This window comes from Dactylosporangium cerinum (assembly GCF_042653625.1).
In the GTDB taxonomy this organism is placed as follows: Bacteria; Actinomycetota; Actinomycetes; order Mycobacteriales; family Micromonosporaceae; genus Dactylosporangium; species Dactylosporangium cerinum.
The window spans coordinates 104995-130074 of sequence record NZ_JBHSIU010000015.1 but is presented as its reverse complement, the minus strand read 5'-3'; the positions used below and the strand labels follow the sequence as shown (position 1 = coordinate 130074).

Here is a 25080-nt window from a genome sequence, read left to right as displayed (position 1 = left end):
GACGCCGCCGGACAAATTTTCGCGATAGGCCCTCACTTCGGTGAGGGCCTATCGTCGTTTCGGCTGCAAAACAATCCGCTGAGCCATCTGACGGCGGAGAATGGTGGCCGCGGGAGGCGTGGGAACGGCGATGGCCGGCACCCCCGCCAGGGTGCCGGCCATCGTGACGCTCCGAGGAGCGGTGAGGAACGCTTTAGTTGGAGGCGACGCCGAGGGCGGCGCTGCCACCGTCGGTGTGCAGCTCGGTGCCCGAGGCGAACGCGCTGTCGAAGCGGGACTGCAGGGCGTCGAGCTGGTCGTACTCCGACGCGTGCGACGACTCCGAACCCTCGGCCGCGAACACGTGGTCAGCGTTGGCCTCGTTGTGGTCGTACGAGGTGAAGTCCGACTCCTCGTACTGCGCACCCGACGGGTCGCTGTACTCCACGTGGTGACCCTGGTCGAACGAGGTCGACTCGGCCGACGCGCTGTCCTGCTCGTACACGCCGAACTGCGAGTCGTAGTCGTTGTCCGCAGCGTGCACCTGGTGCAGCTGGTCCAGCGACTCGTGCTCCTGACCCGCCTCGACGTGGCCGTAGTCAACGCCGCCGTTGTCGCCGCTGTCCCACTCGCTCATGTTCTCTCCCAGGTATCCGGTGTGGCTTTGTTCTCGCTGTTGAATACAACGTTAGTCAATGGCGGCGGCCGTCGAATCCCCGAAACGTGCCACGGGAGCGAGCTCACAGGATGACCCGGCCGCCGACGTTGGTGGCGGGCTGGGGGCCGTAGTGGCGGGAGTCGCGGGCGACCTCGCGGTTGTCGCCGAGGACGTAGAGCATGCCGGCCGGGACGGTCACCGGGGAACAGTCGGTGGTCGTGCCGTGCGTATAGGGCTCGTCCAGCGGCGTGCCGTTGCGGTGCACCCGGCCGCCGGTGCACGAAATCGTGTCGCCGGCGAGGCCGATGACCCGGTCGACGGTGGTGAACCAGCCGTCCGAGTCGGAAGGGGCCCGCAGCACGACCACGTCGCCGCGGTCGATGCCTGTCAGCCGGAACGTGAGCCGGTCGACGAGCGTGTGGTCGCCGATGCCCAGGGTCGGTGCCATTGCGCCGGACGGGATCGGGCGGACCGTGAACGTGGCGAGCGCGACCGCCGGGACCAGGGCCGCGGCGACGGTCAGGCGGACGCCGCGCCGCTCGCGCCACGCGACCCGCAGGCCGCCGGCGGTCCAGCGCAGCACCGCCCAGGTGCCGGTGACGTGGTTGAGCTCGGCGACGACGGCGGCGCCCCACGGGCTGCGGCTGCCGGCGAGGGCCACGGACAGGACCCGGCGGGCCAGCCGGTGCGGGGCGCTCACGACGCGGCCAGCGGACGGAGGCGGACCACCGCGGTGGACGGCGAAACCGCGGTGGAAGGCGAAGCAGCAGCGGCAGCGCGGGCCAGCCGCGCGCGGGCGAGTTCCGCGCCGGTGGGGGTCAGCCGGTACAGGTGCCGCGGTGGACGGCCCGGCTGCTCGGCCGGCTCCCACCGGGTCTCCAGCAGCGCCCCCTCCGCGAGCCGCATGAGAATCGGGTACAGGGACCCGGACGCGAGCCCGGTCTCCCGGCTCAGGTCGTAGCCGTACCGCCAGGCGTCGGGCGCGGCGAGCAGGGCCTCGAAGACGTGCAGCGTCTGTGGCGACGTGTGCGGCAACCTCGGCATGCCTGAAACTCTACATATGAAGACTATGGATGGGAAGGCAGGTTGTAGCCACCGCCACCGCCACCGCCGCCGTCGCTGACGGGGCTCGGCGTGGCGAACTCGGGAAAGGGCGTCACGCCGGAACCGCCCGGCCCCGGGCGAGAGCGTCGACCCGGCGCAGGGCGTCGGGCAGGCGGAACGCGCCGGCCATCGCGGTGACGAGGGCCGCCGCGTCGGGCAGGGCCACGCCGGTGGCGGTGACGAACAGGGGCCGTGACGCGCCGCCGCGGCGGACGGGAATCGCGTGGGTGGCGCTGTGGAAGGCGGTCTTCGCCACCCCGATGACGGGGATGCGCAGCTCGTCGTGGACGTGGGCGCCGAGACCGGGCCGCCCGTCCGGGTCGAGGTCGACATAGCCGTCGACGATGAGCAGGTCGAGCTGGGGCAGCGGGTCCAGCAGCGCGTGCACCGCGGGGAGCTCGCGCTTGTAGAACGCGCCCGGCTCATACGGGGCGACCTCGTCGAGCCAGGTGACCCGCTCGTCGACGAGGGTGCCGAAGGTCGGCTCGCCGGCGAGGACCAGGGCGCCCCGGGCGCCGCCGGTCTCCGGGTAGTCGACGTCGATCGCTCCGTACCTGCGTGCGTTCACGCCGGCAATGGTCCCAGCCGCGGGCGTACCCGTCGAACAAGAAACGAACAGGGAATCAGCCGAGCGCCTGGTCGAGCCGGATCGCGGCGTCGATGAGCGCGAGGTGGGAGAACGCCTGCGGGAAGTTGCCGAGCTGCTCGCCGGCGGCACCCGCGGAGGATGACCCGGGACGACTCAGGCGGCCCGCTCCAGCAGGGAGACGAGGCCCGCGCGGGTCGCCACGACCACCAACGTGTGGGCCCGGTCCAGGGTCCGCCCGCGGTTGCGTTCCGGCCACCAGAACGTCTGCACGCCCTGCTCGAGGCCGGGCCGGCCGGTCTGGACCGCGACGAGTCGGATCTCGTTGACGACGTTGACCTCGTGGAAGGGCCGGCCCTCCAGCCGGGAGTGGGCCCCGACGCGCACCTCGGCGACGAGCAGCACCCGGCGGCCGACCGGGATGGTGTCGATCACCTCGCTGCCGACCATCGACGCGGCGAACGCGGGCGCGGCCAGGTAGGACACGCTGCGGGAGTGGTTGATGCCGAACGCGACCTTGATCCGGCGGGCGAAGTCCTCCTCGAACAGCCGCAGCACCACCCGCAGGTCGGCGCGCAGCGAGCGGGCCAGCAGCGCCGCCTCCAGGTTGGTGACGTCGTCGGTGGTGACCATGACCAGGCAGCGGGCCGTGGTGACCGACGCGGCGTCGAGGGTCTCGGTGTCCCGCGCGTCGCCGAGGATCACCGGGATGCCGAGGCTCCGCGCGACGGCGACACCGCGGGCCGTCGACGAGCGGTCCACCGCGACCACGTCGATGCCCTGGTCGTGCAGCTCCTGGACGACCCGGGCGCCGACGTTGCCGAGGCCGATCACGATGACGTGGTTGCCGACCGGCACGGCGAGGCCGCCGGCGGCGATCTTCAGCCGTGCCTTGACGAGGGTGTTGACCACGGCTGCGGTGACCGCCGGGATGACCGCGACCCCGGCGACGACCAGCGCCAGGTCGACGGCCTGGCTGACCCGCCGGGCCCCGAGGTCGGCGTTGGCGCCGCCCAGGGTGGTGAGGACGGTGACGTACAGGGCCCGCCACGGGCTCAGGTCCTTGACGGCGGCGACCACGACCGTGCCGGTGCCGATGAGCGCGGCGACGCCGACCAGGACCCGGCGCAGCCCGCCCTTGAGCACGAGCCGGGTCGTGCGCAGCGGGTGCCGGCCGACCCGGCGCGGTGCCGGCAGCGGGTGGCCGTAGGTGCTGACCAGGACGAGGTCGGCGGCGTCGTCGTCGGCGGGCAGGCTCTCCCCGGTCGCGGTGATGGCGAGGCCGCAGCGGATGTCGCTCACCGACAGCACCGCGGCGTCGCGGTCGACCGCCATCAGCTGCTGCCCGTCGGTCAGCCGGATCGACGTCGGGGTGTTGTCGCCGAGCGCCGCGGCGACGAACGCGGGCGCGGCGATCTCCGAGGCCGACAGCACCGCGCAGTTGCGCAGCCGCGACGCCACCCCCTCGCCGAGGACGGTGTTGAACATCCGCAGCACGACCCGGACGTCGGGCAGGGTCTCCCGGGCGATCAGCGCCGCGTCGACGTTGGCCACGTCGTCGGCGTCGACGAACGCGATGGCCTCGGCCTCGGCGAGCTCCGGGCGCAGGAACGTGGCCGCGCTCAGGCGGCGCTCCTGCACGACCATCGACCACGGGTCGGGCGCGCACAGCTCGGCGATCTCCGGCGCCAGGTTCTGCGTCAGCGACGGCACGATGACGGTCACCTGTGCGCCGTAGCTGTTGATCAGCTCGCCGACGAGCCGCCGCGCGAGGGCGTTGTCACCCCAGACGACGAATCTGCGCACACCGGCGATCGTATCGACGCAACGGCATCAACAGGGTGGCGGGAAACCGACCAGCAGGTTCACGTCGTACACCATGATGGCGTAACGACCGGTGTCGAACCGTTGCTTCGGCGGCCCCCACATCTTCACCGCCTGGGCGGGGGTGCCGTAGAACGGCCGGTCCTTCTCGAAGACGATGAACCGGGCGTCGTGGGTGGCGTCATACATGCTGGTCTTGGACTGCCAGCACATCGGGGTGACCCGGTCGCCGTCGCCGAGGACCGGCACGACCGTGACCCGTCGCTCTGTGGTGACGGTGATGTTGTTCGACACCCAGTAGCCACCGAGCCCGTAGGTGAGGTTGCGGGCCTCCAGCCAGTCGGCGACGACCTGACCCTCGGACGGCTCGGCCCGCGGCGGTGAGTAGGCGACGAGGTTGAGCGTCAGCAGCGCCAGGACGCCGACGAGGACGCCCTGCCGCCAGCGGGCCTCCAGCCGTGGCACGATGACCCGCCCGGCGATGACCGCGGCCATCGGCAGGACCGGCGAGATCTCCCGCGCCGCCATCAGGTCGACCGGCAGCGTGGAGACGATCTCCGCGCCGATGTCGCAGCAGATCGCGATCGCCATGATCGATTCGACCCGGTCGGCGGTGCCGAGCACGGTGCGCACCAGCACGATCAGCACCGCGATCAGCGCCACCACGAAACCGCCCAGGTGCAGATACGACACGCCCTGCTGGATCCATTTCGGCTGCCAGCCGGGGCGGTGGGTGCCGAACAGCACGCCGAGCATCCGGGCCGTCATGTGCGCCCGGCCGAACCACTCGTCCCATGGTGACAGCTCGATCGGCGGCTTCGGGGTGTGGTAGCCACCGAGGGCGTGCACCGCCCAGGTCGCGACGTGCGACAGGACCACCGACGCGCCACCGGCGACGGCCAGCTGGAAGTCCATGCTCTTCAGGCGGATCCGGTACGACCCGGGCAGCCGCCACGCCCGCACCAGGCAGGTCAGCGCCAGGGGCAGCGCGCCGACGAACGTGACCAGCGGATCGCCCCACGCGCCCCAGCCCAGCAGCAGCGCCACCACGACCGGCTTCCACTTCGTGTCGCGCATCCGGTCGATCGCGCCCCAGGCGAGCAGCAGCGGCACGGCCGAGCCGGTGTGGTTGGGCGAGGACAGCAGGGTCTGGTATCCGGTGCCGGGCACCGGCACGAGCAGGATCGCGACCGTGACCCCGACCCGCAGCCAGCCCTGCAGCCCGGTGGCGCGGCCCTTCGCGAGGATCGCGGCCAGCAGCACGATCGTCGTGTACGTGATCGCCGCGGCGATGTGGATCTGCGCCACCGTCGGGCCGGTGAAGACCTGGATCATCGCGTACTGGATCAGTTCGCTCGGGTAGAACGCGACGTCCGACAATGTCCACCCGGACAGCAGCGGATTGCCGTGGAACATGTCCCAGGCCTGCATCGCGTTGCTGGCGCCGTCGGCGTTGATCGGGAACGCGTACGCCATCCGCAGGTAGGCGAAGAACAGCCCGACCGTCGCGACGGCGACTCCGAACCCGGTCACCAACCTGGTTTTCAGCACCCCGGCAGGGTAGCTACTCGAACTCGTCGGCGAGTTCGCGGTATGCGGCTAGTACCGTTTCCGTCCGTTCCGTCAGCGTTTCAGCGGGTTCCGGGTCGCGTCCCGGCCGGGCGTTGATCGCGCCGAGCAGGACGTCGGCGGCGTTGACCCGCACCCGGGCCCGCGACTGCGCGGCGCGGTGGTCGAGGAACCCCTGACACAGCCCGGCGAGGTGGCGCAGCCGGTCGACCCGCCGGCTCACCTCCGCGTCGACCTCCGTCAGCCGGGACATGAGCTCGGCCTGCCGGTCCGTGACCGCGGCGAACAGCACCCCGGCGCCGATCGGCTCGCCCACCGACGCCCGCAGCTCCCGCACCGCGGCCCGCAGCTCGCCGCGCTCGGCGAGGGCGTGCGCGAGGTCCCACAGCGTGCGCTCCAGGGTGTCCCGCGGGTCCGTCGGGTCGCCGAGGCGTTCCAGCGCCGGCCAGGTCAGCATGATCCGGTCGGCGTGCGCGGCGGCCTCCTCGAACGCGACCCGGTCCCGCGGGTCGGTGAGAAACTGCCGCAGCGCCCGCTCCCGGCGCGCCGGGGTGCGCACCACGTGCAGCCCGGCGAACAGGAACCCGGCGGCGGCGACGGCGGCGAGGAGCGTGCGCCCCAGCGGTGAAGGGTCCAGCCAGTGGATGCCGAGCGCCACCACCGCCGCGCAGGTCAGGGCGACGGCGTAGGCCACGAACACCCAGTTGTCGGCGGGCCAGTACGGCCCGCTGCGCGGCTGCTCCGCGGCACCCGCCAGCCCCCGGCCGACCACCCGATCCAGAGCGCGGGACGCCTGCCGGCGCACGATCGCGGTCCGCCGTCCGCGCAGGTACTCAAGCATGTCGGACCAGCGCCGAACAGGCGCTCGCGAGCAGCAGCCCGGCGAGGACCCCCGGCAGCCCCCCGACGACCCCGGCGAACAGGGCCGTCGCGACGAGCACCGGCAGCGGCAGCGGGCCCACCCACTTCGGCAGGTGCTGCGCCGGTACCCCCACCAGCGCGATGAGGGACGCGCCGGCCAGGGCGAGCAGCGCCGCGGCAGGCTGGCCGGACGCCAGCACCAGCCCGGCCGCGAGGGCCACGCCCAGCGCCGGGCCCGGCAGTGGCAGGACCGTCAGCAGCCCCACCCCGACCGCCGCGGCCTGCGGGTGCGTGACCCCGGCGAGGTTGAGCACCGGCCAGGCCACGGTCGCGGCGAGCGCGCCCCAGATGCACCGATGGGTCGCCGCTGCGGCCGGTCCGGGTCCCTCGTCGATGACCCGGACCAGCATCACAGCAGCCGCAGTTCCCGGGCCCGCTCGACGGCCTCGCGCCGGCGGCCGGCGTGCAGCTTGCGGTAGATGTTCTTCACGTGCGTCTTCACGGTGTTGACCGACACGTACAGCGTCGAGGCGATCTCCAGGTTGGACATCGTGCCCTGCAGGTAGCGCAGCACCGTCAGTTCCCGCTCGGTGAGCGGCTCCACCAGGCTGCCGTCGGCACCGCGCCCGCCACCCGCGAGGGGCGACGACCCGGCGGCGAGTTCCGCGGCCAGGGGGTGGTACACCGGCAGCAGCGGCGCGAAGTTCGCCAGGAGGTCCCGCACGGGGTGCCCGCCGACGAGGAACGGCCGCCGGAAGCTCTCCTCCTCGGCGATGTCGAGGGCCACCTCCAGGCCCCGCAGCACCCGGTTCCGGTCGCCGAGCGCCCGGCCCGCGAGGGACGTCAGGATCGCCGCGTGCACGGTCCACGTCAGCGCCGTGTCCACCGACGGGGTCGCGAACTGCTGGGCGGTCGACGCGGCGGCGGCAGCCTTGCCCTCGACCAGCGCCGCCGACGCGTCGACACAGGCGGCCCAGCCCGGGTACACGTCCGGGTCGCCGCCGGTGGCGACGAGCCGGCGCGCCGCGCCGAGATCGCCGCCGCTGATACGCAGTTCGGCCTCGGTCAGTGCCAGGGCCCGTTCCACGCTGGGTGCCAGGGCCGCGCCGCCGAGTTCGCGCCGCGCGGTGTGCAGCACCTCGAGCGCGGCGGCGAGCCGGCCCGCGCCGTGCCGGAGTTTCGCCCGGACGGTGGCGATCGCGACGAGCAGGTCCGGGTCCCCGGCCGCCAGGTCGAGGCCCTCGTCCAGGAGGCGGTCGGCCTCCGCGATGCGATCCCACTCGCCGTACACGCTGGCCAGGGCCATCCGCACCCAGCCGAGGTCGGTGGCGTCGGTGATGCCGAACCGGTCCGCGGTCACCAGGGCCTGGCGGCCGAGGCGGGCCGACGCCCGGAGCCGGCCGCGGGTCGCTTCGAGGACCGACAGCTGGGCCGCTGCGCACACCTGCGCCTGCGCCATTCCGGTGCGCTGGGCGAGCACCAGGGCGCCGTGCAGAGGCGCTCCGGCGGCGGCGAGCTCGCCCAGCCGCAGCCGGGCCTCGCCCTCGTCCAGCATGGACAGTGCCCGGATCTCGTCGTTCTGCTCGTCGGGGCGGTTGAGGTCGCCCAGCGCCGCGAGGGTCCTGCGCGGGTCGCCGGACAGCCACGCCTCGGCAGCCGCGAACCCGGCGATCATGCGGGCGCTGAGCCGGATCGGGCCCGTCGCGGCGGTGGTCGTCGGCTCGTCCGTCGCGGGCTGGGTCGCGGTGGCGGGCTGGCCGGTGGCCGGGGCCGGGGCGGTCATGACCGCAGTGGCGCCGCCCGAGGTGGGCCGCTCGGCCGGGGCCGTCGATCCCGGCGGCGTGGCCGGGGTGTGCTGCGCGGCCGGCATGCCGGGGGCGCTCTGGCCGGCCCGGGCGGTCAGGCCCGCACCGCCGCCGGTCGGGGTGCCGGGGCCGGTGGCCGCCGGGCCCTCCTGGCGGCCCGCCGGCGCGTCGCCGGTGCTGACACCGCTCGCCGTGCTGACACCGCTCGCCGCGCCGGCGCTCGTGCCGTTGCCGGCGGCGCTCGCGGTGCCGTTGCCGCTCGTCGTGCCGGTGGTCGTGGTGCCGGTGGTCGTGGTGCCGGTGGTCGTGATGGGCGCCGGGTCCGGGGTGTCGGTGGCGCGGTTGCTGCGGCGCAGGAAGTCGCGGGTGCCCTCCAGGTCGCCGACCCGCAGGCGCTCGGCCGCGAACGCCAGTGCCAGCCGCGGGTCGGTGTGCTCGTCGCCGGCCGGCGCGTGCGGCGCGGCCTCGTGCGGGCGGTCGTAGCGGACCCCGCCGACGATGTCCGGCCAGTGCCGGTCGAGGGTCTCGACCGCGCCCGGCCAGTCCTCGGCGAGCAGCGCGTGGCGCATCGCCTCCGCCGGGATGCCGTAGGTCGCATGCCAGGCCGCCGCCCTGCGGTGCAGCTCCGCGACCCGTTCCGGGTTGCGGCGCAGCAGCTCGGAGTGCAGCGTCCGGGCGAAGAGCGGGTGGAACCGGTACCAGCCGCCGGGGCCGGCGTTGCGGGTCAGGAACGCGTTGGAGCCCTTGAGCTCGGCGAGGACCCGCGCGCCGTCGTCGCGGCCGGTGATCGCCTCGACCAGGCCGGCGTTGAGCCGGGTCGCGACCGCCGTGTCGAACAGCAGCCGGCGGGTGTCGGGGGGCAGTGTCTCGATGACCTCGCCGGTGAGGAAGTCGCCGACGGCGGTGCTGTAGGGGCCGCCGTCGTCGAGGACCCGCTCCGGCTCCGGGTGCCCGCGCATCGCCATCGCGGCGAGCCGCACGCCGGCCGGCCAGCCCTCGGTCATCGAGTGCAGCGCGTAGAGGGTGCTGCCCGGCAGGACCACGTCGTGCGCGGCGAGCAGCTGCGCGGTCTCGGTGATGGTCAGCGACAGGTCGGTCGTGCGCATCTCCGTCAGCGAGCCGTTGACCCGCCACCGGTACAGCGGCAGCGCCGGGTCCCGCCGGCAGGACAGCACCAGGTGCAGGCGGCCCATGCCGTGGCGCACCAACGACTCCAGTTCCGACAGGGCGGCCGGGTCACTGATCTCACGGACGTCGTCGACGACCACGATGTGGGGCCGGTCGAGGGAGTCGACGGCCCGTGGGAGCTCGTCGTCCGAGTCGGCCTTCAGGTCACCCTTGACGTCACCGGCGGACAGCGCGCCGCGCAGCCGGCCGGGCACGTCGGCGCCGTCCGGCGAGTGCGAGGTCACCCAGCGCACCACCGGCATCTCGTCGCCGATCCGCACGGTGCGGGCCCAGGCGACCAGTGCAGCGGTCTTGCCCCAGCCGGCGGGTGCGGTCACCAGCGTCAGCGGCGCACGCACCGCGGCGTCCAGCTGCGCGACGACGCGCTCGCGCAGCACGTATCCGGGCGGAAGATCCGGCACCGCCAACGTCGACGGGGCCGTTCCACGGCGATCCTGCTGTACCAGCGCTTGCGACACTCGGTGCCCCCCGATTTCATACCTCGCCAAACGTGACGAGCAAACCACCGCCCGCAGCTGCGGGGCCTCACCCTGCATGGGTGGTCTTCCCTGCGCAGATGTGGCTGTTTGCCTTGCGTAGCAACGGTTCCATCGACATCGCTGCACCGGCACGCCGGACGCAGAAGGCTCACCCGGAACGGATGACGCGCGGTCACCACAATGATCGGCAGCGTTCCCGCTATCGCCCGTTGCTTCGACGGGCGGGGGAGGGGATGAGCCCAGGATGAGCGCGCTTGTCGGCGAGATCGAGCTCCGCGGCGAGAACGGGTTCGAGCTGAGCCTCAGGGGTTACCACCGCGCCCAGGTCGACCGCTACGTGGCCACCTTGCAGATGCGGTTGACCACGGTGGAGACGGAGCTTGCCTCGGCGCGCTACCGCGAGCAGCAGCTCGCGGGCAGAGTCGAACGGCTCAACACCGAACTACGCCAGTGCACGTGCGGCGACGAGAGCTCCAAGGCCGTCGGAGGCCGGATCCAGCAGATGATCGAGCTGGCGGAGCAGGAGGCGGACGCGCTGCGCAAGCAGGCCGCCGAAGAGCTGGACGGTGCCCGGGTCGCGGCGGAGGCAATGCTCGCGGACGCGCGCAAGCACGCCGAGGACGCGATCCGCGACTTCCAGACCGCACTGTCGCAACGCCGCTCCGAAGAGGCCCGCGCCGAGCAGTCCCGCCGCGTGCAGTGGGACACCCGCCGGCAGCGGCAGCGCGAGGCGGCGGAGAACCTCCTCGCAACGACCCGTTCCATCGGCGCCGAAAGCCTGCAGACCACCCGGAGGCTGCTGGACGCGCTGTCCGAACAGCACGCCAAGCTGACCACGGAGGTCGAGACCGCAGAGAAGGAGATGGCCGACCTGTCCAATGCCTGAACGACCGTACTGCCCCGTCCCGGTGCCCGGTGTCCGCGAAGACACCGGGCACCGCCCTGTTCCGGGCAGGCTCTTGGGTTGCTGGGTTGCCCGGGGGGTTCAGGCGAAGACCTCGTGCAGGTGGTCTTCCTGCTCCTTGGACAGGTTGGTGTGGATCAGCTTCGGCCGCTCGCCGGCGAACGCGTCGCGGACCCGGTCCACCACCACGTCGGTGGTCAGCAGGAACAGCGCCGAGGTCCCGGGCTGGATCTCCTCGCGGGACCGCTTGATGAAGTCGTCGTCGATCCCGACGTCTCTCAGCGAACCCGCGAGCGCGCCCGCGGCCGCGCCGACCGCCATGCCGAACAGCGGGATGAGGAAGATCAGGCCGAACAGCATCCCCCAGAACATGCCGCCGAGCGCCCCGCGGGCGGTGAGGTTGTGCAACTGGCGGGTCTTGGGCTTGTTCGAGCCTTCGGCCCAGGACACCGTCGCGGCGTCCTCCACCTTCACCAGGCCCTCCTTGGACAGCTGCTGGAGCTTCTCAGCGGCCCGTTCGGCGCCTTCCGGCGTCTCGAACTTCCAGACGGTCAACGTGGCCATCGCTGTACTCCGTTCCTTGTGGTGTTCCTTGTGGTCGACAGGTAGATCGAGCGTCGCGGCGCCGGACGACGCGCCGCCCCACCTGTGCGGAGTGACGATCTGCCCGCTGGCCGATCACCCCGCCGGGGTGAGGACGCATCACTCTGACAGCCAGCAGGATTCCTGCCATGAACGAACTGCGGGCGGCCCTGATGGTGACTGCTGCACCATCCGCGATGGTCCGCCCGTTCCCGCCAGCCGCGGGCGTCACGTCGTCGGTGGTCCCCGACGTGACGACCCAGCTGGAGCGTCAGGTGAACACCGTTGAGCAGGGGGTACTCAACGGGGCAGGAGGAGCGGTGGACACGGCCCGCATCCTGCGCACCGGGCGCTCTTCAGCGAGGGCGGCGGGAGCCGATGGGTGGGCGGCTGATCCGGAGGAGGCCGCCCACCCATCGCAAGTCACCTAGACGTCTGACACCGAAGGACGGCGCGAGAGGCGCCGACGCGCTCCCAGGCCCGCGTCGGCGCCTCAAGCGTTTCCACACGGCGAAGGTGGCTGCCACGGGGGCAGCCACCTTCTTTCCTGTGCTGCTGTTCTTCTGCGTTCTTCCGTGCTTCTTCCGTGCTTCCCGTGCGGACCCGGTTCAGATGACGCCGTAGTCCGACGTGGGGGCGGCGTGGGCGCCGCGCGGCGGATCGGACCAGCGACCCGGGTCGGCGTGCCGGCCGGTCGTCTCGCCCATGTCGCCGTACCGCGGGAACTCGCCCTGCCCCGGGTCGCCGCCGTGCCGGGCGGTCTCCCCACGGGCCGGTTCGCCGGGGTGCGCACCCTCGTTGGGCCGGGCCGTGGATCCTGGCCGCCCCGACTGGTAGGGACCGCCCGGCGGGTACGGGCCGACGTTCGGCCCGGACGTCGGACCCGCGCCGTGTGCGGGCACCGCGGACGGGCGGCCCGCCGGGTGGCTCGGCGACGTCGGGGAGTTCATCGGGATGCCGCTGCCCTGCGACTGGTAGTCGGGCTGGTAGCCGGGCTGATACTCAGGCTGGTACTCGGACTGATGCTCGGGCTGGTACTCGGGCTGGTATTCGGGCTGATATCCGGGCTGATATCCGGGCTGGACGTCGCGGTGCGGCTCCCGCTCGGCCCGGTGGACGCCCGGCGGCGCGCCCTGCACCGCCCCTGGTGCCGCCATGGTGGCCGCGGCCACCGCCGGCTCCAGCGAGTCGTCCCAGTGCACCGTGAGCGCGAACAGCACCACCACGCTGAGCGTGATCATCAGCAGCGACCAGACCGGGTACGCGCCGAGCGAGCCGACCTGGATCAGCGCGTGCAGCGCCACGATGACGATCGCCGCCACCCGGGCGGCGGTGTTGCGGGCGAACAGCCCGATCCCGGCGGCCAGCAACAGGCCGCCGAAGGCCAGCATGAGGATGCCCCAGCCGGTCAGGTTGACGACGACGAGACTGTCGCCGTCGATGAACGCCACCTGGTTCTGCAGCAGCGCGACGAGTCCTTCGAGCACGTTGAGGAGCCCGAGCACGACGAGCATGACGGCCGCGAAGGTGACCCAGCCGAACCACACGGTTCTGCTCCTGGTCATGGCCATGGCCTCTGTGTTCCTTCCTCTGCACGAGCGGGACACCGGCAGGAGGCAGGCAGGCCAAGGGAGCAGGTTCGTCGTCCGGCCGCGGCGGACAAGAGAGGAGGCGCCGCGGCCGGATCCGGCGAAGCTCGTGTGGCGACCTCCCTCCCTTGCGGAAAAATTGCGAACCGGTGCTTTTGGAACCGAACGTTGCCGCGGATCCGGATGACCGGGCATCACCCGGCCCGTGTGAGCCGCAGTGGCGGTTCATCGATCCGTCCATCGACGAACCGCCCGTCACCCGCACCGGGTGAGGACTTCTCACCCGGCGGCGCCAGCACAATGCGGTCGTGGAGATGGCCTGGATACCTGGTGGCACGTTCGCCATGGGTGCGGATGGCTTCTATCCGGAAGAGGCGCCGGTGCGCAAGGTCACCGTCGACGGCTTCTGGATCGACTCGCATCCCGTGACGAACGCCGAGTTTGCCCTGTTCGCGCAGGAGACCGGCTACGAGACGGTGGCGGAGCGCCACCCCGATCCGGGCCCGGTGCCGGGCCCGCAGCCGGGCTCGATGGTCTTCGTGCAGCCACCGGGTCCGGTGCCGCTGCGCGACTGGCGAGTGTGGTGGGAGTTCCGCCCCGGCGCATCCTGGCGACATCCGTGGGGCCCGGATTCCGACATCCGGGGGAAGTCGGCGCACCCGGTGGTGCACGTCGCCTACGAGGACGCCGCCGCGTACGCCCGATGGGCCGGCAAGGACCTGCCCACCGAGGCGGAGTGGGAGTTCGCCGCCCGTGGCGGGCTCGAGCAGTCGGTGTACCCATGGGGTGACGACCCCGAGCTGGGGCGTGCCAACATCTGGCACGGCATCTTCCCCTGGCTCGACCGCAGCGACGGCGGGCACGGCACCAGCCCGGTCGGTGCGTTCGCCGCCAACGCATACGGGCTCTTCGATGTGGTCGGCAACGTGTGGGAGTGGACGTCGGACTACTACCGGTCCGGCAACGCGAGATTCGATCTGGGTGACGACCCTCTTCAACCGCAGGGTGAGGTCGCGGACAACCCCCGCGTCGACACCCCGGCAGGGGCGGCCGTCTATGCCAGCCGGGTCGTCAAGGGCGGCTCCTACCTGTGCTCCACCGGCTATGACCACCGGTTCCGTCCCGCCGCCCGGCAGCCGGAGGCGGTCGACAACGGCAGCTGCCACGTCGGCTTCCGCTGCGTCCGCAGGCTCGGGTGAGCACGCAGCGTCATTTGTTCACCCCCTACGGGTGAGGCGTCCTCACCTTTAATCGCCTCACAATCCCGTGGTCATCCGCCGTGCTGCGGTGGGTGGGAGGGGGCGAAATACGTTGGGGCAGAAGACGCTTGTAGACACCATCACCCGTCCCGCGCTGCACTTCGCAGTGCCTGAGCCGCCCCGCTATCACGTGCCACGACCGCGTCTTCTGGACGCGCTGGATCGGGCGGTGGCGGGGCCTTTGACATTGATCTCAGCACCGGCGGGGTGGGGCAAGACCACCCTGCTGGCCGAGTGGGTGGCGGGGGGGAGATCGCCCTGGCCGCTGGCGTGGTTGACGGTCGAGGCGCACCACGGCCCACGCTTTTGGGAACACGTGTTGGGTGCGGTCGCCGCGGCCACCGCGGAGCACCAGGTCACCGCGGCACCCGCCGACGGTGGTGAGGCACTCGACGAACTGGTCGTGCTGCTGCGCCGGCCGGGTCCGCCGGTCGTCGTGATCCTGGACGACCTGCAGGAGCTGTCCGTCCCGCGGGTGTGGGGTGAGCTCGAGACGCTGCTTTCCCAGGCGGGTGACCGTTTGCGTCTCATCATCGCGTGCCGGACCGACCCGGCACTCACCCTGTACCGCTTCCGCATCCGCGGCGCGCTCGCCGAGCTGCGCAACGGGACGCTGGGCTTCACCCTCGACGAGACCGCGCAGATGCTCAACGCGCACGGCGTCCGGCTCGCCGAGTCGGCGCTGGTCGAGTTGCACGCGGTGATGCGGGGCTGGGCGGCGGGACTGCGACTCGCCGCCCTCGCCGTGCAGGGGCACCCGGAGCCTGACAGTCTGGTGCCCCGCTTCGCGCTGCAGGACCGGGCGCTCGGCGAGTACCTCGTCGGCGAGGTCTTCGACACGCTGCCGGAGGACATCCGCGAGGTCGTGCTGTGCACCTCGGTGCTCGACCAGGTCAGCGCGGAGCTCGTGGAGGCACTCACCGGCCGGGTCGACGGCGCGCGGATCCTCGCGCAGCTGGAGCACTCGAACCTGTTCGTGGTGCAGGGCAGCGGCAACGCCGGCATGTACCGGTGCCATCCGCTGTTCGGTCTCATGCTCTACGACGAGCTGCGCCACCGCCGGCCCGAGCAGGTGCGCCAGCTGCACCGGCGGGCCGCGGACTGGTTCGCCGCGCACGACCTGCCGGCCGACGCGCTGCGCCACGCGCTCGCCGCACGCAACTGGGGCCAGGCCTCGGATCTGCTCGCGGCGAGCTGGCAGGAGCTGGTGCCGGGGGCCCGGCTGCGGACCATCAAGGAGCTGGTCCCGCCGCCGCCGCAGGAGGTCCGCAACGATCCGCGGCTGGCCCTGGCGTTCGCGGCGGAGCGGCTGGACGCCAGCGACCCGCAGGGCACGGAGACGTTCCTGCACCTGGTCGACCGTTCCCAGCACACCCTGGTCGAGTCGGCCCGGGTGGCGCTTCGACCCATCGTCGACAGCTTCCGCATGGCCGAGGCGCACCAGTCCGGCAAGCCCGAGCTGATCCTGGCCACGGCACCGATGCTGTTGCGCGACGACATGGGCCTCGACGACCAGGACACCGCCCGGATGCGGGCCCTGGCGCTCGTCGCCGTCGGTGGTGCCCGGCTGCTGCAGGGTGATCTGGCGGCGGCGGAGCTCGCGCTCACCGAGGCGCTCAACCTGGCCCGGCGCTGCGGCGGCGTCCAGTCCCAGCTGGCCGCGCTGCGACAGCTCGCGCAGCTCAACGCGACCCGCGGCAGACTGTCCGCGGCGATGCGCTACGGCAAGGAGGCCCTGGCCCTCGCCGACCGCGAGGGCCAGACCCAGGGCAGCGACGTGGTCTGGGCCCAGCTCACCGTCGCCGAGGTCTGCTACCTGCAGGCCCGGGTCCGGGCGGCCGAGCACTACCTGGACCGGGCGCTGGACGGCGGGGGTCTCGCCGACCCGGGCCTGGTGGCGGTGGCGACGATGTCCCGGGCGCACATCCGGGCCGCCGCCGGCGACGCCAGGGCCGCCTGCACCGAGCTCGCCGCGATCCGGCGGCAGCTCGCGGACTGGCGGTACACGCCCCGGCTCCAGCACTGCGTCACGCTCGCCGAGGCCGAGCTGCGGCTGGCCGCCGGCGACGTTGAGGCGGCCAAGCGGCTGCTCAACCTGGAGCCGGTCGAGCTCCTCGCGCCGTGGCTGGGCGTCGTCCGCGCGAAAGCCCACCTCGCCGAGCGTCGCCCGGCGGCGGCCCTCGGTGCGGTCCAGCCGTTCCTGGAGTACACCACCGGTTCGCTGGTGTGGACGGTGGACGCGAACCTCACCTGCGCCCGGGCACTACGGGCGCTCGGTGACCGGTCCAAGGCCGGCCGCGCCCTCGAACAGGCGCTGCGCTGCGCCGAGGACGAGGGCATCCGCTGGCCGTTCGTGGCGGGCGGCCAGCCGGTCCGGGAGCTGCTGGTGACCTACCTGCCGGCGGGCAGCGGATACCGCGGCGTCGCCGAGGACATCGCGACCGAGCTCAACGGCTTCGGCCGTCCGGCCGCGGTGGCGGGGGAGCTGGCCGAACCGCTCACCGAACGCGAACTGGCCGTCCTGCGCTACCTGCAGGGCACCCTGTCCGCGGGCGAGATCGCCTCGATGCTCTACGTGTCCGTCAACACGGTGAAGACGCACATGAAGAACATCTACCGCAAGCTGGGGGTCGGCAGGCGGCGAGAGGTCATCGAGCGGGCCCGGGAGCTGAACCTGCTGTAGGGCGGTTCACCGGACACACGAAGGGCGGCCCCCGGGATTCCCGGGGGCCGCCCTTTTCGGTGGTGCGCTCCGGGGCCGGCTGCCCGTGGGTGAGTCAGGTGCGTCCGGGAGGTCCGGCCAGGTGCCCGTGGTGAAGGTCAGGTGCGCCCGGGAGGTGCCCGGCCAGGTGGCCCGTGGTGGATTTCAGGGTGCGCCCGGTGGCCGGCCCCCACCGGCACGACAAAACGGCGGCGCCCACGTCGTTGTGGGCGCCGCCGTCGGCGGTGGGGCTGTCGCGAACTACTGGGTCACGTACGGCCGGGCGCCGATCGCGGCCAGCTCCTCGACGATCTCCTCGTCGTCCTCGACCATCACGCCCTCGATGATGGCGGTGTCGGCCGTCGCGGCGATCAGCACCGGCAGCGGGTCCATCAGCGGGTCGAGGGAGGCGCGCTGGACGGGGACCAGGGACTCCTCGACCAGCTCCGGAAGGTTCATCGGGACGGTGGCGTGGCCGACGGCCCGGACCCACGAGGTGGGCGAGTCGAAGTCGATGACGTCCACGTCCACGTTGACCTGCAGCGCCTCGGCGGCCGGCTCGAGCTCCTCGACGATGTCCACGAGAATCACGTCCTCGTGGCGCACGATCGGGCGGCCGGCCTTGTGACGGCCCCGGTACGTGTCGGAGCGGCTGTTGCGCCGCAGCGCGAGCTTCGTGACCGAGGCGATGGGGATCTCGGCCGGTTCGGCGTCGGGGCCGGCCGGCTTGCCCTTCGCGACGGTGAGGATGAACAGGATGATCACGTCGAGCGTGACCATGAGCAGCGACCATGCCGGGTAGGCCCGGAGCATGGCCAGCTGCGAGATCGCGTGCAGGGCCACGACGCTGACCGCCGCGGTCCGGGCGCTGCCCTTGCGGGCGCGCAGCGCGAGGCCGGTCGCGCCGAGCAGCACACCGAGCGTCACCGTTGCCGCCGCCCAGGTCGTGGCGCTGGTGAATGCCACGTCATTCTTGTCGAAGCCGATACCGCCGCTGGCGAATCCCACCAGCAGTCCTTGCGAGACGTTCAACGTGCCGACGAGCGCGAGCATCGTCGTTCCGAACATGGTCCATTCCTTCACCACACCGCCGCCGCTGTCCATCCGCCGTACCTCTCCCTACTGCCTCTGCCATCAGCTGAATCGGTTTCACCAGGGGAATGACGAGCGGGAAATACGTGCGGGCCGTGCCGGTCCCGGTCGAAACCAGGACCGGCACGGCCTATCTCCCCCGTTGTTATCTGTTCCCCCCGGAACAGGCCCGGATGGCCGTTCCGGACGCGCCGCCCGCGCGCCCGGAACGTCCACGTCGTGCCTGGGAACATGATTGGAGGTAGGCGGGTGAGCAGGGATCACCCTCGATGGGTGAGGTTCCGGGTCATCTGGCGACCGGCTCGGCGGCCAACAGGCAGGCGTCGTCGTCGGGGTTGCCGCGCCGGGCACCGTCCAGGGCGCGGTCCAGGCGCTCGCCCGGCGCGGAGGCGCACATCGCCGCCCGCACGTCGTCGGCGAGGCCCTGAACTCCCTGGTCGATGGCCTGGTCCCGGCGTTCGACGACGCCGTCGGTGTACATGAAGAGCAGCTCGCCGGGTTCGATGCGGACCGCGGCGTGCGGGTACGCGGCGCCGGGCTCGACCCCGAGCGCCATGCCGGGCGGCTGGCGCAGCGGCCCGACACCGTCCGCGTTGGCCCGCAGGATCGGCAGGTGACCGGCGCGGGCCCAGACGAGCATCCGGTCGGCGGGGCGGAACCGGCCGCAGACGGCGGTCGCGAGCATGGTCGTGCGGCGCCGGCACAGCATCCGGTTGAGGGCGGCGAGGATCGTGCCGGGTTCGTCACCGGCGAGGGCGAGGGAGGTCATCGACGCCCGCAGCTGGCGCATCGTGCCCGCCGCGTCGGGGCCGTGGCCCATCACGTCGCCGACGGCCAGCATCACGTCGCCGCCCGGCAGGGCGATGCCGAGGAACCAGTCCCCGCCGACGCCGGCGATCGTGTCGGCGACCGCGTATCGCACGCCGACCCGCACACCGTTGACCGCAACATCCGTCGTCACCACGTCACACCCCTGAGCCTTCGTCGGTCGACGGCCGGAGCACCGGCAACCGCCCATATCGTGGCCCTCACGACCGGGTGGGTGGCTCGCCCGGAAAGGGTGGTTGCCGGTGGTGGTCGCACCACACCACCGGGTGAGGCCTCAGATCAGGCTCAGCTCGCGGGCCCGGCGCACCGCGTCGCGGCGCCGGCTGACGCCCAGCTTGCGGTAGACGTGCCGGACGTGGGTCTTCACCGTGTTCGTCGACACGCTGAGCACGGCGGCGATCTCCGCGATCGACAGCATGCTGCGCAGATACAGCAGCACCTGCGACTCCTTCTCGGTGAGCGGGTCGGCCATCGCGCCGGCCGCGCCCGGCGCGGACCACGCCTCCAGGCCGTCCGGGACCGCGGCCGGGACCGCCGGCGCCAGCGGCGGCACGGTGGCCGGCGGCGGCACGGTGGCCGGCGGCGGCACGGTGGCCGGCGGCGGGGTGGTGGCCGGCTGCGGGGTGGCGGTCGGCTGCGCCCAGCCGTCGGCCGTGCCGTAGTGCTCGTCGCGTTCCAGCTCCCGCGGGCGGGTGACGGTCAGCACCGGCGGCGCCGCGAGGACCTCCGCGATCCACGCGGCGTGCCCCTGGAACGGCCGGCGGATGCCTTCCGGCCCGGCCATCCGCAGCGCCTGGTCCAGCTGGTCCGACGCGGCGGCGACGTCGCCGAGCTGCCGCAGCGCCTGGGCCAGCACGACCGTCGCGGAGACGGCGTTGACCAGCGAGCCGGGCCCGTTGGCCAGGACCCGGTCGGCGACCTGCGCGGCGGCGGCCGGGCGGCCGTCAGCCAGGTGCAGGCGGGCGAGGGTCAGCAGCGGTTCGTCGGACTCGGGCCAGTGCCGGAGCGCCTCGTCGATGACGGCGTGCGCCCGGTCCAGCCGGCCGTCGTGCAGGCACAGCTCGGCGTGCAGCGCCCGCGCGATGACGTCCGCGTAGCGGGGCATCGCGCCGACCCGGCTGTCCAGCAGTGGTTCGAGGGCCTCGCTGGCGCCGCTGTGGTCGCCGCGGTCGAAGAGCAGCAGCGCGAGCGCGATCGCCCCGCTGACCCACCCGTTGGGGTCGGGCACGGCGTTGGCGCTGACGCTCTCCTCGATGTGGAAGCGGGCCTCGTCGAGCTGGCCGCGCTCCCGGCAGACGGTGGCCAGCACCAGCCGGGCGTAGCTGATGTTGCGCGACTCGGCGATCCCCGCGTCGCGGCAGCTGTCCAGGACCCGCCGGGCGCAGGCCGCCGCCGCCGACAGCCGCCCGCGGCTGAGGTGCGCAACCGCCTGCAGGCGGTTGGCCTGCACGGTGAGCAGGTTGAAGCCGGACTTGCGGGCCAGGTCGGCGCCGTGCTCGAGGGACTCGTCGGCCTCCTCGAGCCGCGCGTCGGCGATCGCCGCACCGGCGAAGGTCAGGTGCGCGACGGCGCGGGCCGCGGCGGTGAGGTCCGCGTAGACGTGCTCGGCCGCCGCGTCCTCGGTGCGCTCCAGCAGCCGCGCCGCTGCCGCGGCGGCGCGTTCCGGGCTCTCCGCCGCGGCGGCCTCGGCGAGCCGCATCGCCGCGAGGACCTCGGCCTGCACGGCGGTCGGCGCCTCGCCGAGGCCGCGTTCCCCGAGCCGGATGAACGCCGACATGCCGACCAGGTCACCGGTGTCGCGGCAGTACAGGGCGAGGGCGAAGGCGAGCATGGGCCGCTCGGCGATGTCCGGCGGCGGCTGGGTCCCGTCCCGCGCCGTCATCGCCCGCGGTCCCGACCCGGCCAGCTCGGGCCAGTACTGGACGAATAATCGCTCAGCGGTGACCCAGTCGCTGCCGGCGATGGCGTGGGTCAGGGCGTCGCTGGGCAGCCCGTTGGCGGCATACCAGCCGGCGGCGGCCCGGTGCAGCGCCCGCTCCTCGGCGAAGGGCAGCGTGCTGCGCAGTTCGGCGCGCAGCATGGCGCGCAGCAGCCTGCGGTAGCGGTACCAGGAGTGCGAGCCGCCGTAGAAGCTGGCGAGGGCGTTGGCGCGGCTCATCTGGGCGAGCAGCCTGGCGCCGCCGCGGGTGCCGGTGAGCGCCTCGACCAGGCCCGGGCACACCGTCTCCAGGATGGACGTGCGCAGCATGACGTCGCGTATCTCGGGGTCGAGGTGCTGCAGGATCTCGCGCCGGACGTATTCGCTGAGCCCGACCTCCTCGTTGAGCCCCGCCTCGCCGAGGATGATGTCGGTGACCATCCGCTCCGGCTCGTGCCGGCCGACCATCGCGGAGAGGATCACCGCGACCGCCGCCGGCCAGCCCTCGGTCACGTGCCACAGGGCGAAGCGGAAGTGCTGGGCGAGGCGCACCCCGTAGCCGTCGGCGAGGCCGGACACCTCGTCCTGGGTGAGCGCCAGGTGGTCGGTGCGCAGCTCGTGCAGCTGGCCGCGGACCCGCCACCGGTACAGCGACAGCGGCGGCTCGGTCCGGGCGAGGATGAGGAAGCTGATCCGGTCGCCGAGACGGGTGATGAGCCGCTCGAGCCGGCGCAGCACGGTGTGGTTGGTGACGTGGTGCAGGTCGTCGAGGACGACGACGGCGCGTTCGTGGTGGTGGGCGTTGCTCCACGCGTAGGTGGCCGGGTCGACGGCGATGCCGGCGGCGGTGAGGGCGTTGGTCAACTGCCGCCAGGCCGTGGCGCCGCAGTTGACGTCGAACCGCACGTAGGCGGCCCGGCCGGGTGCGCGACCGGCGTGGATCCACGACGCCACCAGGGCGGTCTTGCCCCAGCCGGTCGGTGCGCAGAGCAGGGTGACCGGGTGCGACACGGCGGCGTCGAGGTGCTCCATGAGACGGGCCCGGCTCAGGTGTACCGTCGGCAGCGCAGGCGTGTCGCCACGCCGTGCGACCAGCGGTGCCTCGACCGGCCGGTGCGGCGCGTTCCAGCTGCGGAACCGCTCGGCGGCGTCGTTGTGCGCCAATATGTCAAGAGTGCTCTCACGTGGAACGCCGTGATGGCTCGTTTGCACCGTCACTCCCGAAGACGCGGTTTTCCGACGTGCCGGTCAGCCCTTCCCGGAGGGTGGTAATGGTCGGACAACTGACGCCGACCACCATAGAACTCCGACCCGTCCCGAGGGGAGCCTCACATTTATCTGCGTCGATTGTATAGCTACAAACATTGACGAACATCGAATAGTTGAGCGCTCTAGATGTCGAGAAACGTCGATTGGTATCGGTGTCCTGCCGTACGCCGTGTGTGCGACAGAGGGGGCGATGGGGATACTTTGTCCAGTTTTGCTGTGGGCGTCAGTTGTTACTGCGCGTCTTGTGGCTACACAGCGTGAACCCGGGGCCGGATGGCATCCGGGGCGCCTTGCGGACCTGGGGAGAATGGACCGTTTCGACCCGTGGCGGACCCGTACTGCACGACTGCGAAGATCCTCCCACTCGCCACACCGGTGTGTCGCCACGCGGTTCTACTTATGCCAGGAGCTCTAACTACTCAGGGCGGTGCCACACGAGCGCTTTTGTTACGGATAATTACAACGGTGTCATCAGCAACACTCCTCATAGGTGTCGGAACGCTTGCTCAAACGCATGCCAATCTGCAAGTTGCACGTCCCGACAACCGGCATAGAGGGCATTCCAGGCGCACGCTGTGACCGGTGCGGCCACCGCCGCCGTTGCGCCGCCGCCCGGTCGTCGGTTTGGATGGTTCGTCCGCGAATGTTCCAGGACCGGAGGTCCGGTGTACGACCTCAACAGCCTCTCGCTGAGCGAGATCGTGCGCTGTGGGACGGACGTTCGCGCGGCCGCCGCCGCGGCGCACGACCTGCCGGCTGCGCTGCGGGCCGTCGCGGCGCTGCTGTGCGAACGGGTCCGGGACGGGGACGAGCGGGACGGGCACGGCGGGCCCGCGTTCGCCTGGCTCCACCTCGCCGCCGGAGGCGAGGCGATCACCGTCGGCGGCCCGCCGGCCGCCGATCCGGAGGCCCTGACCGCGCCGCGAGGGGTCACGTTGCACGACGCCGACGACTATCCGGTCCGGGTCGTGCTCGCCGTCATCGGCGCCGGCTACCGGCTGCTCGCCGGGGTCACCGTGCGGCTGGACCAGGCGACCGCGCAGCTGTTCGAGCTGATCGGCGGCAACCTGTGGATCGGCCTGCAGCGGCACCTGGGCGCCGGCCCGGCCGAACGCGAGGAGGCGCTCGGCGACCTGCTCACCGCCGTGGAGCGGACCGCTGCGGAGCAGGCCACCCGCCTGGAGCGGACCGTCGCCGAGCTCGGCGACGCCGCCGGCCGGCTGCGCCGCAGCCAGCACGAACTGCGCGAGCGGGAGGCCCGGCTGCGGGAGGAGACCAGCCTCGTCGAGGCGCTGCACGCCGTCGGCACCGACCTGTCCTCGGAGCTCGACGTCGACCGGGTCGTCCAGCGCGCCACCGACGTGGCGACGAGCCTCACCGGGGCGGCGTTCGGTTCGTTCTTCTACAACGTCACCGACGAGCTCGGCGAGTCCTACCAGCTCTACACCCTCTCCGGGGTGTCGAAGGAGTCGTTCGCGAAGTTCCCGATGCCGCGCAACACGAAGGTGTTCGACCCGACGTTCCGGGGCGTCGGGCACCTGCGCAGCGACGACATCACCAAGGACCCGCGCTACGGGCTCAACGAACCGTATTCCGGCGATCCCGAGGGCCACCTGCCGGTCGTGAGCTACCTGGCCGTGCCCGTCATCTCCTCCACCGGTGAGGTGCTCGGCGGTTTCTTCTTCGGCCACCCGCGACCCGCCCGCTTCACCGCACGGCACGAACGCCTCGCCGTCGGCGTCGCCGCGCACGCCGCCGCCGCGCTCGACAACGCCCGCATGTACCTGCGGCAGCGCACCGCCGCGGTCGAACTGCAGCGCAGCCTCCTGCCCCGGATCCCGCGGGTGGAAGGGCTCGAGGTGGTCTCGCGGTACCTGCCGGCGGCGAAGGGGGTCGAGGTCGGCGGCGACTGGGTCGACCTGGTGCCGCTGTCGGCCGGCCGGGTCGCCCTCGTCGTCGGCGACGTCATGGGCAAGGGCATCCGCGCGGCCGCGGTCATGGGACAGCTGCGCACGGCGATCCGCTCGTACGCGTCGCTGGACCTGTCCCCGGGCCGGCTGATGCGGCAACTGAACACGCTGCTCGCGGCCGACCTCGACACCGAGATGGCGACCTGCCTGTATGCCGTCTACGACCTGGTGCACGGGACCCTGAACTACGCCAACGCGGGCCACCTGCCGGCCGTCGGGGTCCTTTCGGGCCAGCCGTCGCGGCTGCTGACCGGGCCGGTCGGGCCGCCGCTGGGCACGGTCGACTTCCCCTACACGGAGCAGGTCGTGGCCGTGCCGCCCGGCGAGGCGCTGCTGCTGTACACCGACGGCCTGATCGAACGGCGCGACAGCAACATCGAGGACCGGCTCGCCCACCTGCAGGTCCGCGTCGCCCTGCATCCGCGACCGTCCCTGGCCGCGCTCGACGACCTCGTCGCGGGGATGGTCGACCCGGCCCACCACGAGGACGACCTCGCGGTGCTCTACGTCCGGCAGCTGCCGGACGAGGTGCCGCGCACCGCCCGGGCGACCTACCCGGCGTCGGCGGAGCGGAGCCGGACCGCCCGGCGCTTCGTGGAGCAGACCCTGCTCGGGTGGGGCGTCCCCGGCGAGCGGGTGGACACCGCGGTCTCGGTCGTCGCGGAGCTGTTCGCCAACGCGGCGACCCACGCCCGCACCCGCACGGTCGAGCTGCGCCTGCACCTGCTGCCCGCCCACATCGCGGTCGAGGTCTTCGACCAGGACAACCGGCTGCCGTTCCTGATCGAGCCGACCTTCGACGACGAGCACCACCGCGGCCTGCACATCGTGCGCGCCACCTCGGACCGCTGGGGCACCCGCGCCGTCGCCGACGGCAAGATCGTGTGGGCGGAGATCCCGCTCCGCCCACACTGA

General features: G+C 72.6%; 19 protein-coding genes. 5 read left to right on the top strand and 14 right to left on the bottom strand.

Going from position 1 to position 25080, the window contains the following annotated elements; all coding sequences use genetic code 11:
• Positions 1-193: 193 nt before the first annotated feature.
• From ACFPIJ_RS15465 to ACFPIJ_RS15425, 9 genes are all read right to left on the bottom strand, one after another.
• A complete protein-coding gene (locus tag ACFPIJ_RS15465) occupies positions 194-616 on the bottom strand; it encodes a hypothetical protein (protein WP_380115602.1) in 423 nt (140 codons plus the stop codon).
• A gap of 103 nt (positions 617-719) precedes the next feature.
• Complete coding sequence (gene lepB / locus ACFPIJ_RS15460; RefSeq protein WP_380115600.1) at positions 720-1337, bottom strand: signal peptidase I; 618 nt, start codon at positions 1335-1337, stop codon at positions 720-722.
• The gene (locus tag ACFPIJ_RS15455) at positions 1334-1681 is read right to left on the bottom strand and encodes a PadR family transcriptional regulator (RefSeq protein WP_380115598.1); all 348 of its coding nucleotides are present in this window, start codon (positions 1679-1681) and stop codon (positions 1334-1336) included. Before ACFPIJ_RS15455 ends, lepB begins: the two co-directional genes overlap by 4 nt.
• Positions 1682-1793: 112 nt before the next feature.
• The gene (locus ACFPIJ_RS15450) at positions 1794-2309 is read right to left on the bottom strand and encodes an endonuclease V (RefSeq protein ID WP_380115596.1); all 516 of its coding nucleotides are present in this window, start codon (positions 2307-2309) and stop codon (positions 1794-1796) included.
• A gap of 174 nt (positions 2310-2483) precedes the next feature.
• Positions 2484-4133 (bottom strand): potassium channel family protein, encoded by a 1650-nt coding sequence (locus ACFPIJ_RS15445; RefSeq protein ID WP_380115594.1) that lies wholly within the window; start codon positions 4131-4133, stop codon positions 2484-2486.
• A 27-nt stretch (positions 4134-4160) separates the two neighbouring features.
• Entirely contained in the window at positions 4161-5684 is a 1524-nt protein-coding gene (locus tag ACFPIJ_RS15440) for a hypothetical protein (RefSeq protein ID WP_380115593.1), read from the bottom strand.
• Between the two features lie 31 nt (positions 5685-5715).
• On the bottom strand, positions 5716-6561 hold the full coding sequence (locus ACFPIJ_RS15435) for an ABC transporter permease (protein ID WP_380115592.1): 846 nt from the start codon (positions 6559-6561) through the stop codon (positions 5716-5718).
• Positions 6554-6991, bottom strand: coding sequence for a hypothetical protein (locus tag ACFPIJ_RS15430; protein WP_380115591.1), 438 nt, complete (start codon positions 6989-6991; stop codon positions 6554-6556). The genes ACFPIJ_RS15435 and ACFPIJ_RS15430 overlap by 8 nt, the downstream gene beginning before the upstream one ends.
• Positions 6991-9975, bottom strand: coding sequence for a winged helix-turn-helix domain-containing protein (locus ACFPIJ_RS15425; RefSeq protein ID WP_380115589.1), 2985 nt, complete (start codon positions 9973-9975; stop codon positions 6991-6993). Before ACFPIJ_RS15425 ends, ACFPIJ_RS15430 begins: the two co-directional genes overlap by 1 nt.
• A gap of 322 nt (positions 9976-10297) precedes the next feature.
• Here ACFPIJ_RS15425 and ACFPIJ_RS15420 point away from each other — a divergent pair, with 322 nt between their 5' ends.
• Positions 10298-10939, top strand: a complete 642-nt coding sequence (locus ACFPIJ_RS15420; RefSeq protein WP_380115588.1) for a hypothetical protein — start codon at positions 10298-10300, stop codon at positions 10937-10939.
• A 99-nt stretch (positions 10940-11038) separates the two neighbouring features.
• Here the strand turns inward: ACFPIJ_RS15420 and ACFPIJ_RS15415 are convergent, their stop codons facing one another.
• A complete protein-coding gene (locus ACFPIJ_RS15415; RefSeq protein ID WP_380115587.1) occupies positions 11039-11521 on the bottom strand; it encodes a DUF1269 domain-containing protein in 483 nt (160 codons plus the stop codon).
• Between the two features lie 167 nt (positions 11522-11688).
• On the opposite strand from ACFPIJ_RS15415, the gene ACFPIJ_RS15410 reads away from it, so the two are divergent.
• Entirely contained in the window at positions 11689-11970 is a 282-nt protein-coding gene (locus tag ACFPIJ_RS15410) for a hypothetical protein (protein WP_203848160.1), read from the top strand.
• A gap of 177 nt (positions 11971-12147) precedes the next feature.
• Here ACFPIJ_RS15410 and ACFPIJ_RS15405 read toward each other — a convergent pair whose 3' ends face one another.
• Positions 12148-13104 (bottom strand): DUF7144 family membrane protein, encoded by a 957-nt coding sequence (locus tag ACFPIJ_RS15405; protein ID WP_380115586.1) that lies wholly within the window; start codon positions 13102-13104, stop codon positions 12148-12150.
• 338 nt (positions 13105-13442) lie between these two features.
• On the opposite strand from ACFPIJ_RS15405, the gene ACFPIJ_RS15400 reads away from it, so the two are divergent.
• Together ACFPIJ_RS15400 and ACFPIJ_RS15395 are read left to right on the top strand one after the other, a co-directional pair.
• Positions 13443-14327 (top strand): formylglycine-generating enzyme family protein, encoded by an 885-nt coding sequence (locus ACFPIJ_RS15400; RefSeq protein ID WP_380115608.1) that lies wholly within the window; start codon positions 13443-13445, stop codon positions 14325-14327.
• Positions 14328-14394: 67 nt separating this feature from the next.
• Entirely contained in the window at positions 14395-17070 is a 2676-nt protein-coding gene (locus ACFPIJ_RS15395) for a winged helix-turn-helix domain-containing protein (protein ID WP_380115585.1), read from the top strand.
• Positions 17071-17349: 279 nt separating this feature from the next.
• Here the strand turns inward: ACFPIJ_RS15395 and ACFPIJ_RS15390 are convergent, their stop codons facing one another.
• From ACFPIJ_RS15390 to ACFPIJ_RS15380, 3 genes are all read right to left on the bottom strand, one after another.
• The gene (locus ACFPIJ_RS15390; RefSeq protein ID WP_380115583.1) at positions 17350-18156 is read right to left on the bottom strand and encodes a DUF7144 family membrane protein; all 807 of its coding nucleotides are present in this window, start codon (positions 18154-18156) and stop codon (positions 17350-17352) included.
• 310 nt (positions 18157-18466) lie between these two features.
• Positions 18467-19141 (bottom strand): PP2C family protein-serine/threonine phosphatase, encoded by a 675-nt coding sequence (locus ACFPIJ_RS15385; protein ID WP_380115581.1) that lies wholly within the window; start codon positions 19139-19141, stop codon positions 18467-18469.
• Between the two features lie 141 nt (positions 19142-19282).
• Positions 19283-22090 (bottom strand): winged helix-turn-helix domain-containing protein, encoded by a 2808-nt coding sequence (locus ACFPIJ_RS15380; protein WP_380115580.1) that lies wholly within the window; start codon positions 22088-22090, stop codon positions 19283-19285.
• A gap of 770 nt (positions 22091-22860) precedes the next feature.
• On the opposite strand from ACFPIJ_RS15380, the gene ACFPIJ_RS15375 reads away from it, so the two are divergent.
• Positions 22861-25080: an ATP-binding SpoIIE family protein phosphatase gene (locus tag ACFPIJ_RS15375; RefSeq protein WP_380115578.1), complete on the top strand. Its 2220-nt coding sequence runs from the start codon at positions 22861-22863 to the stop codon at positions 25078-25080.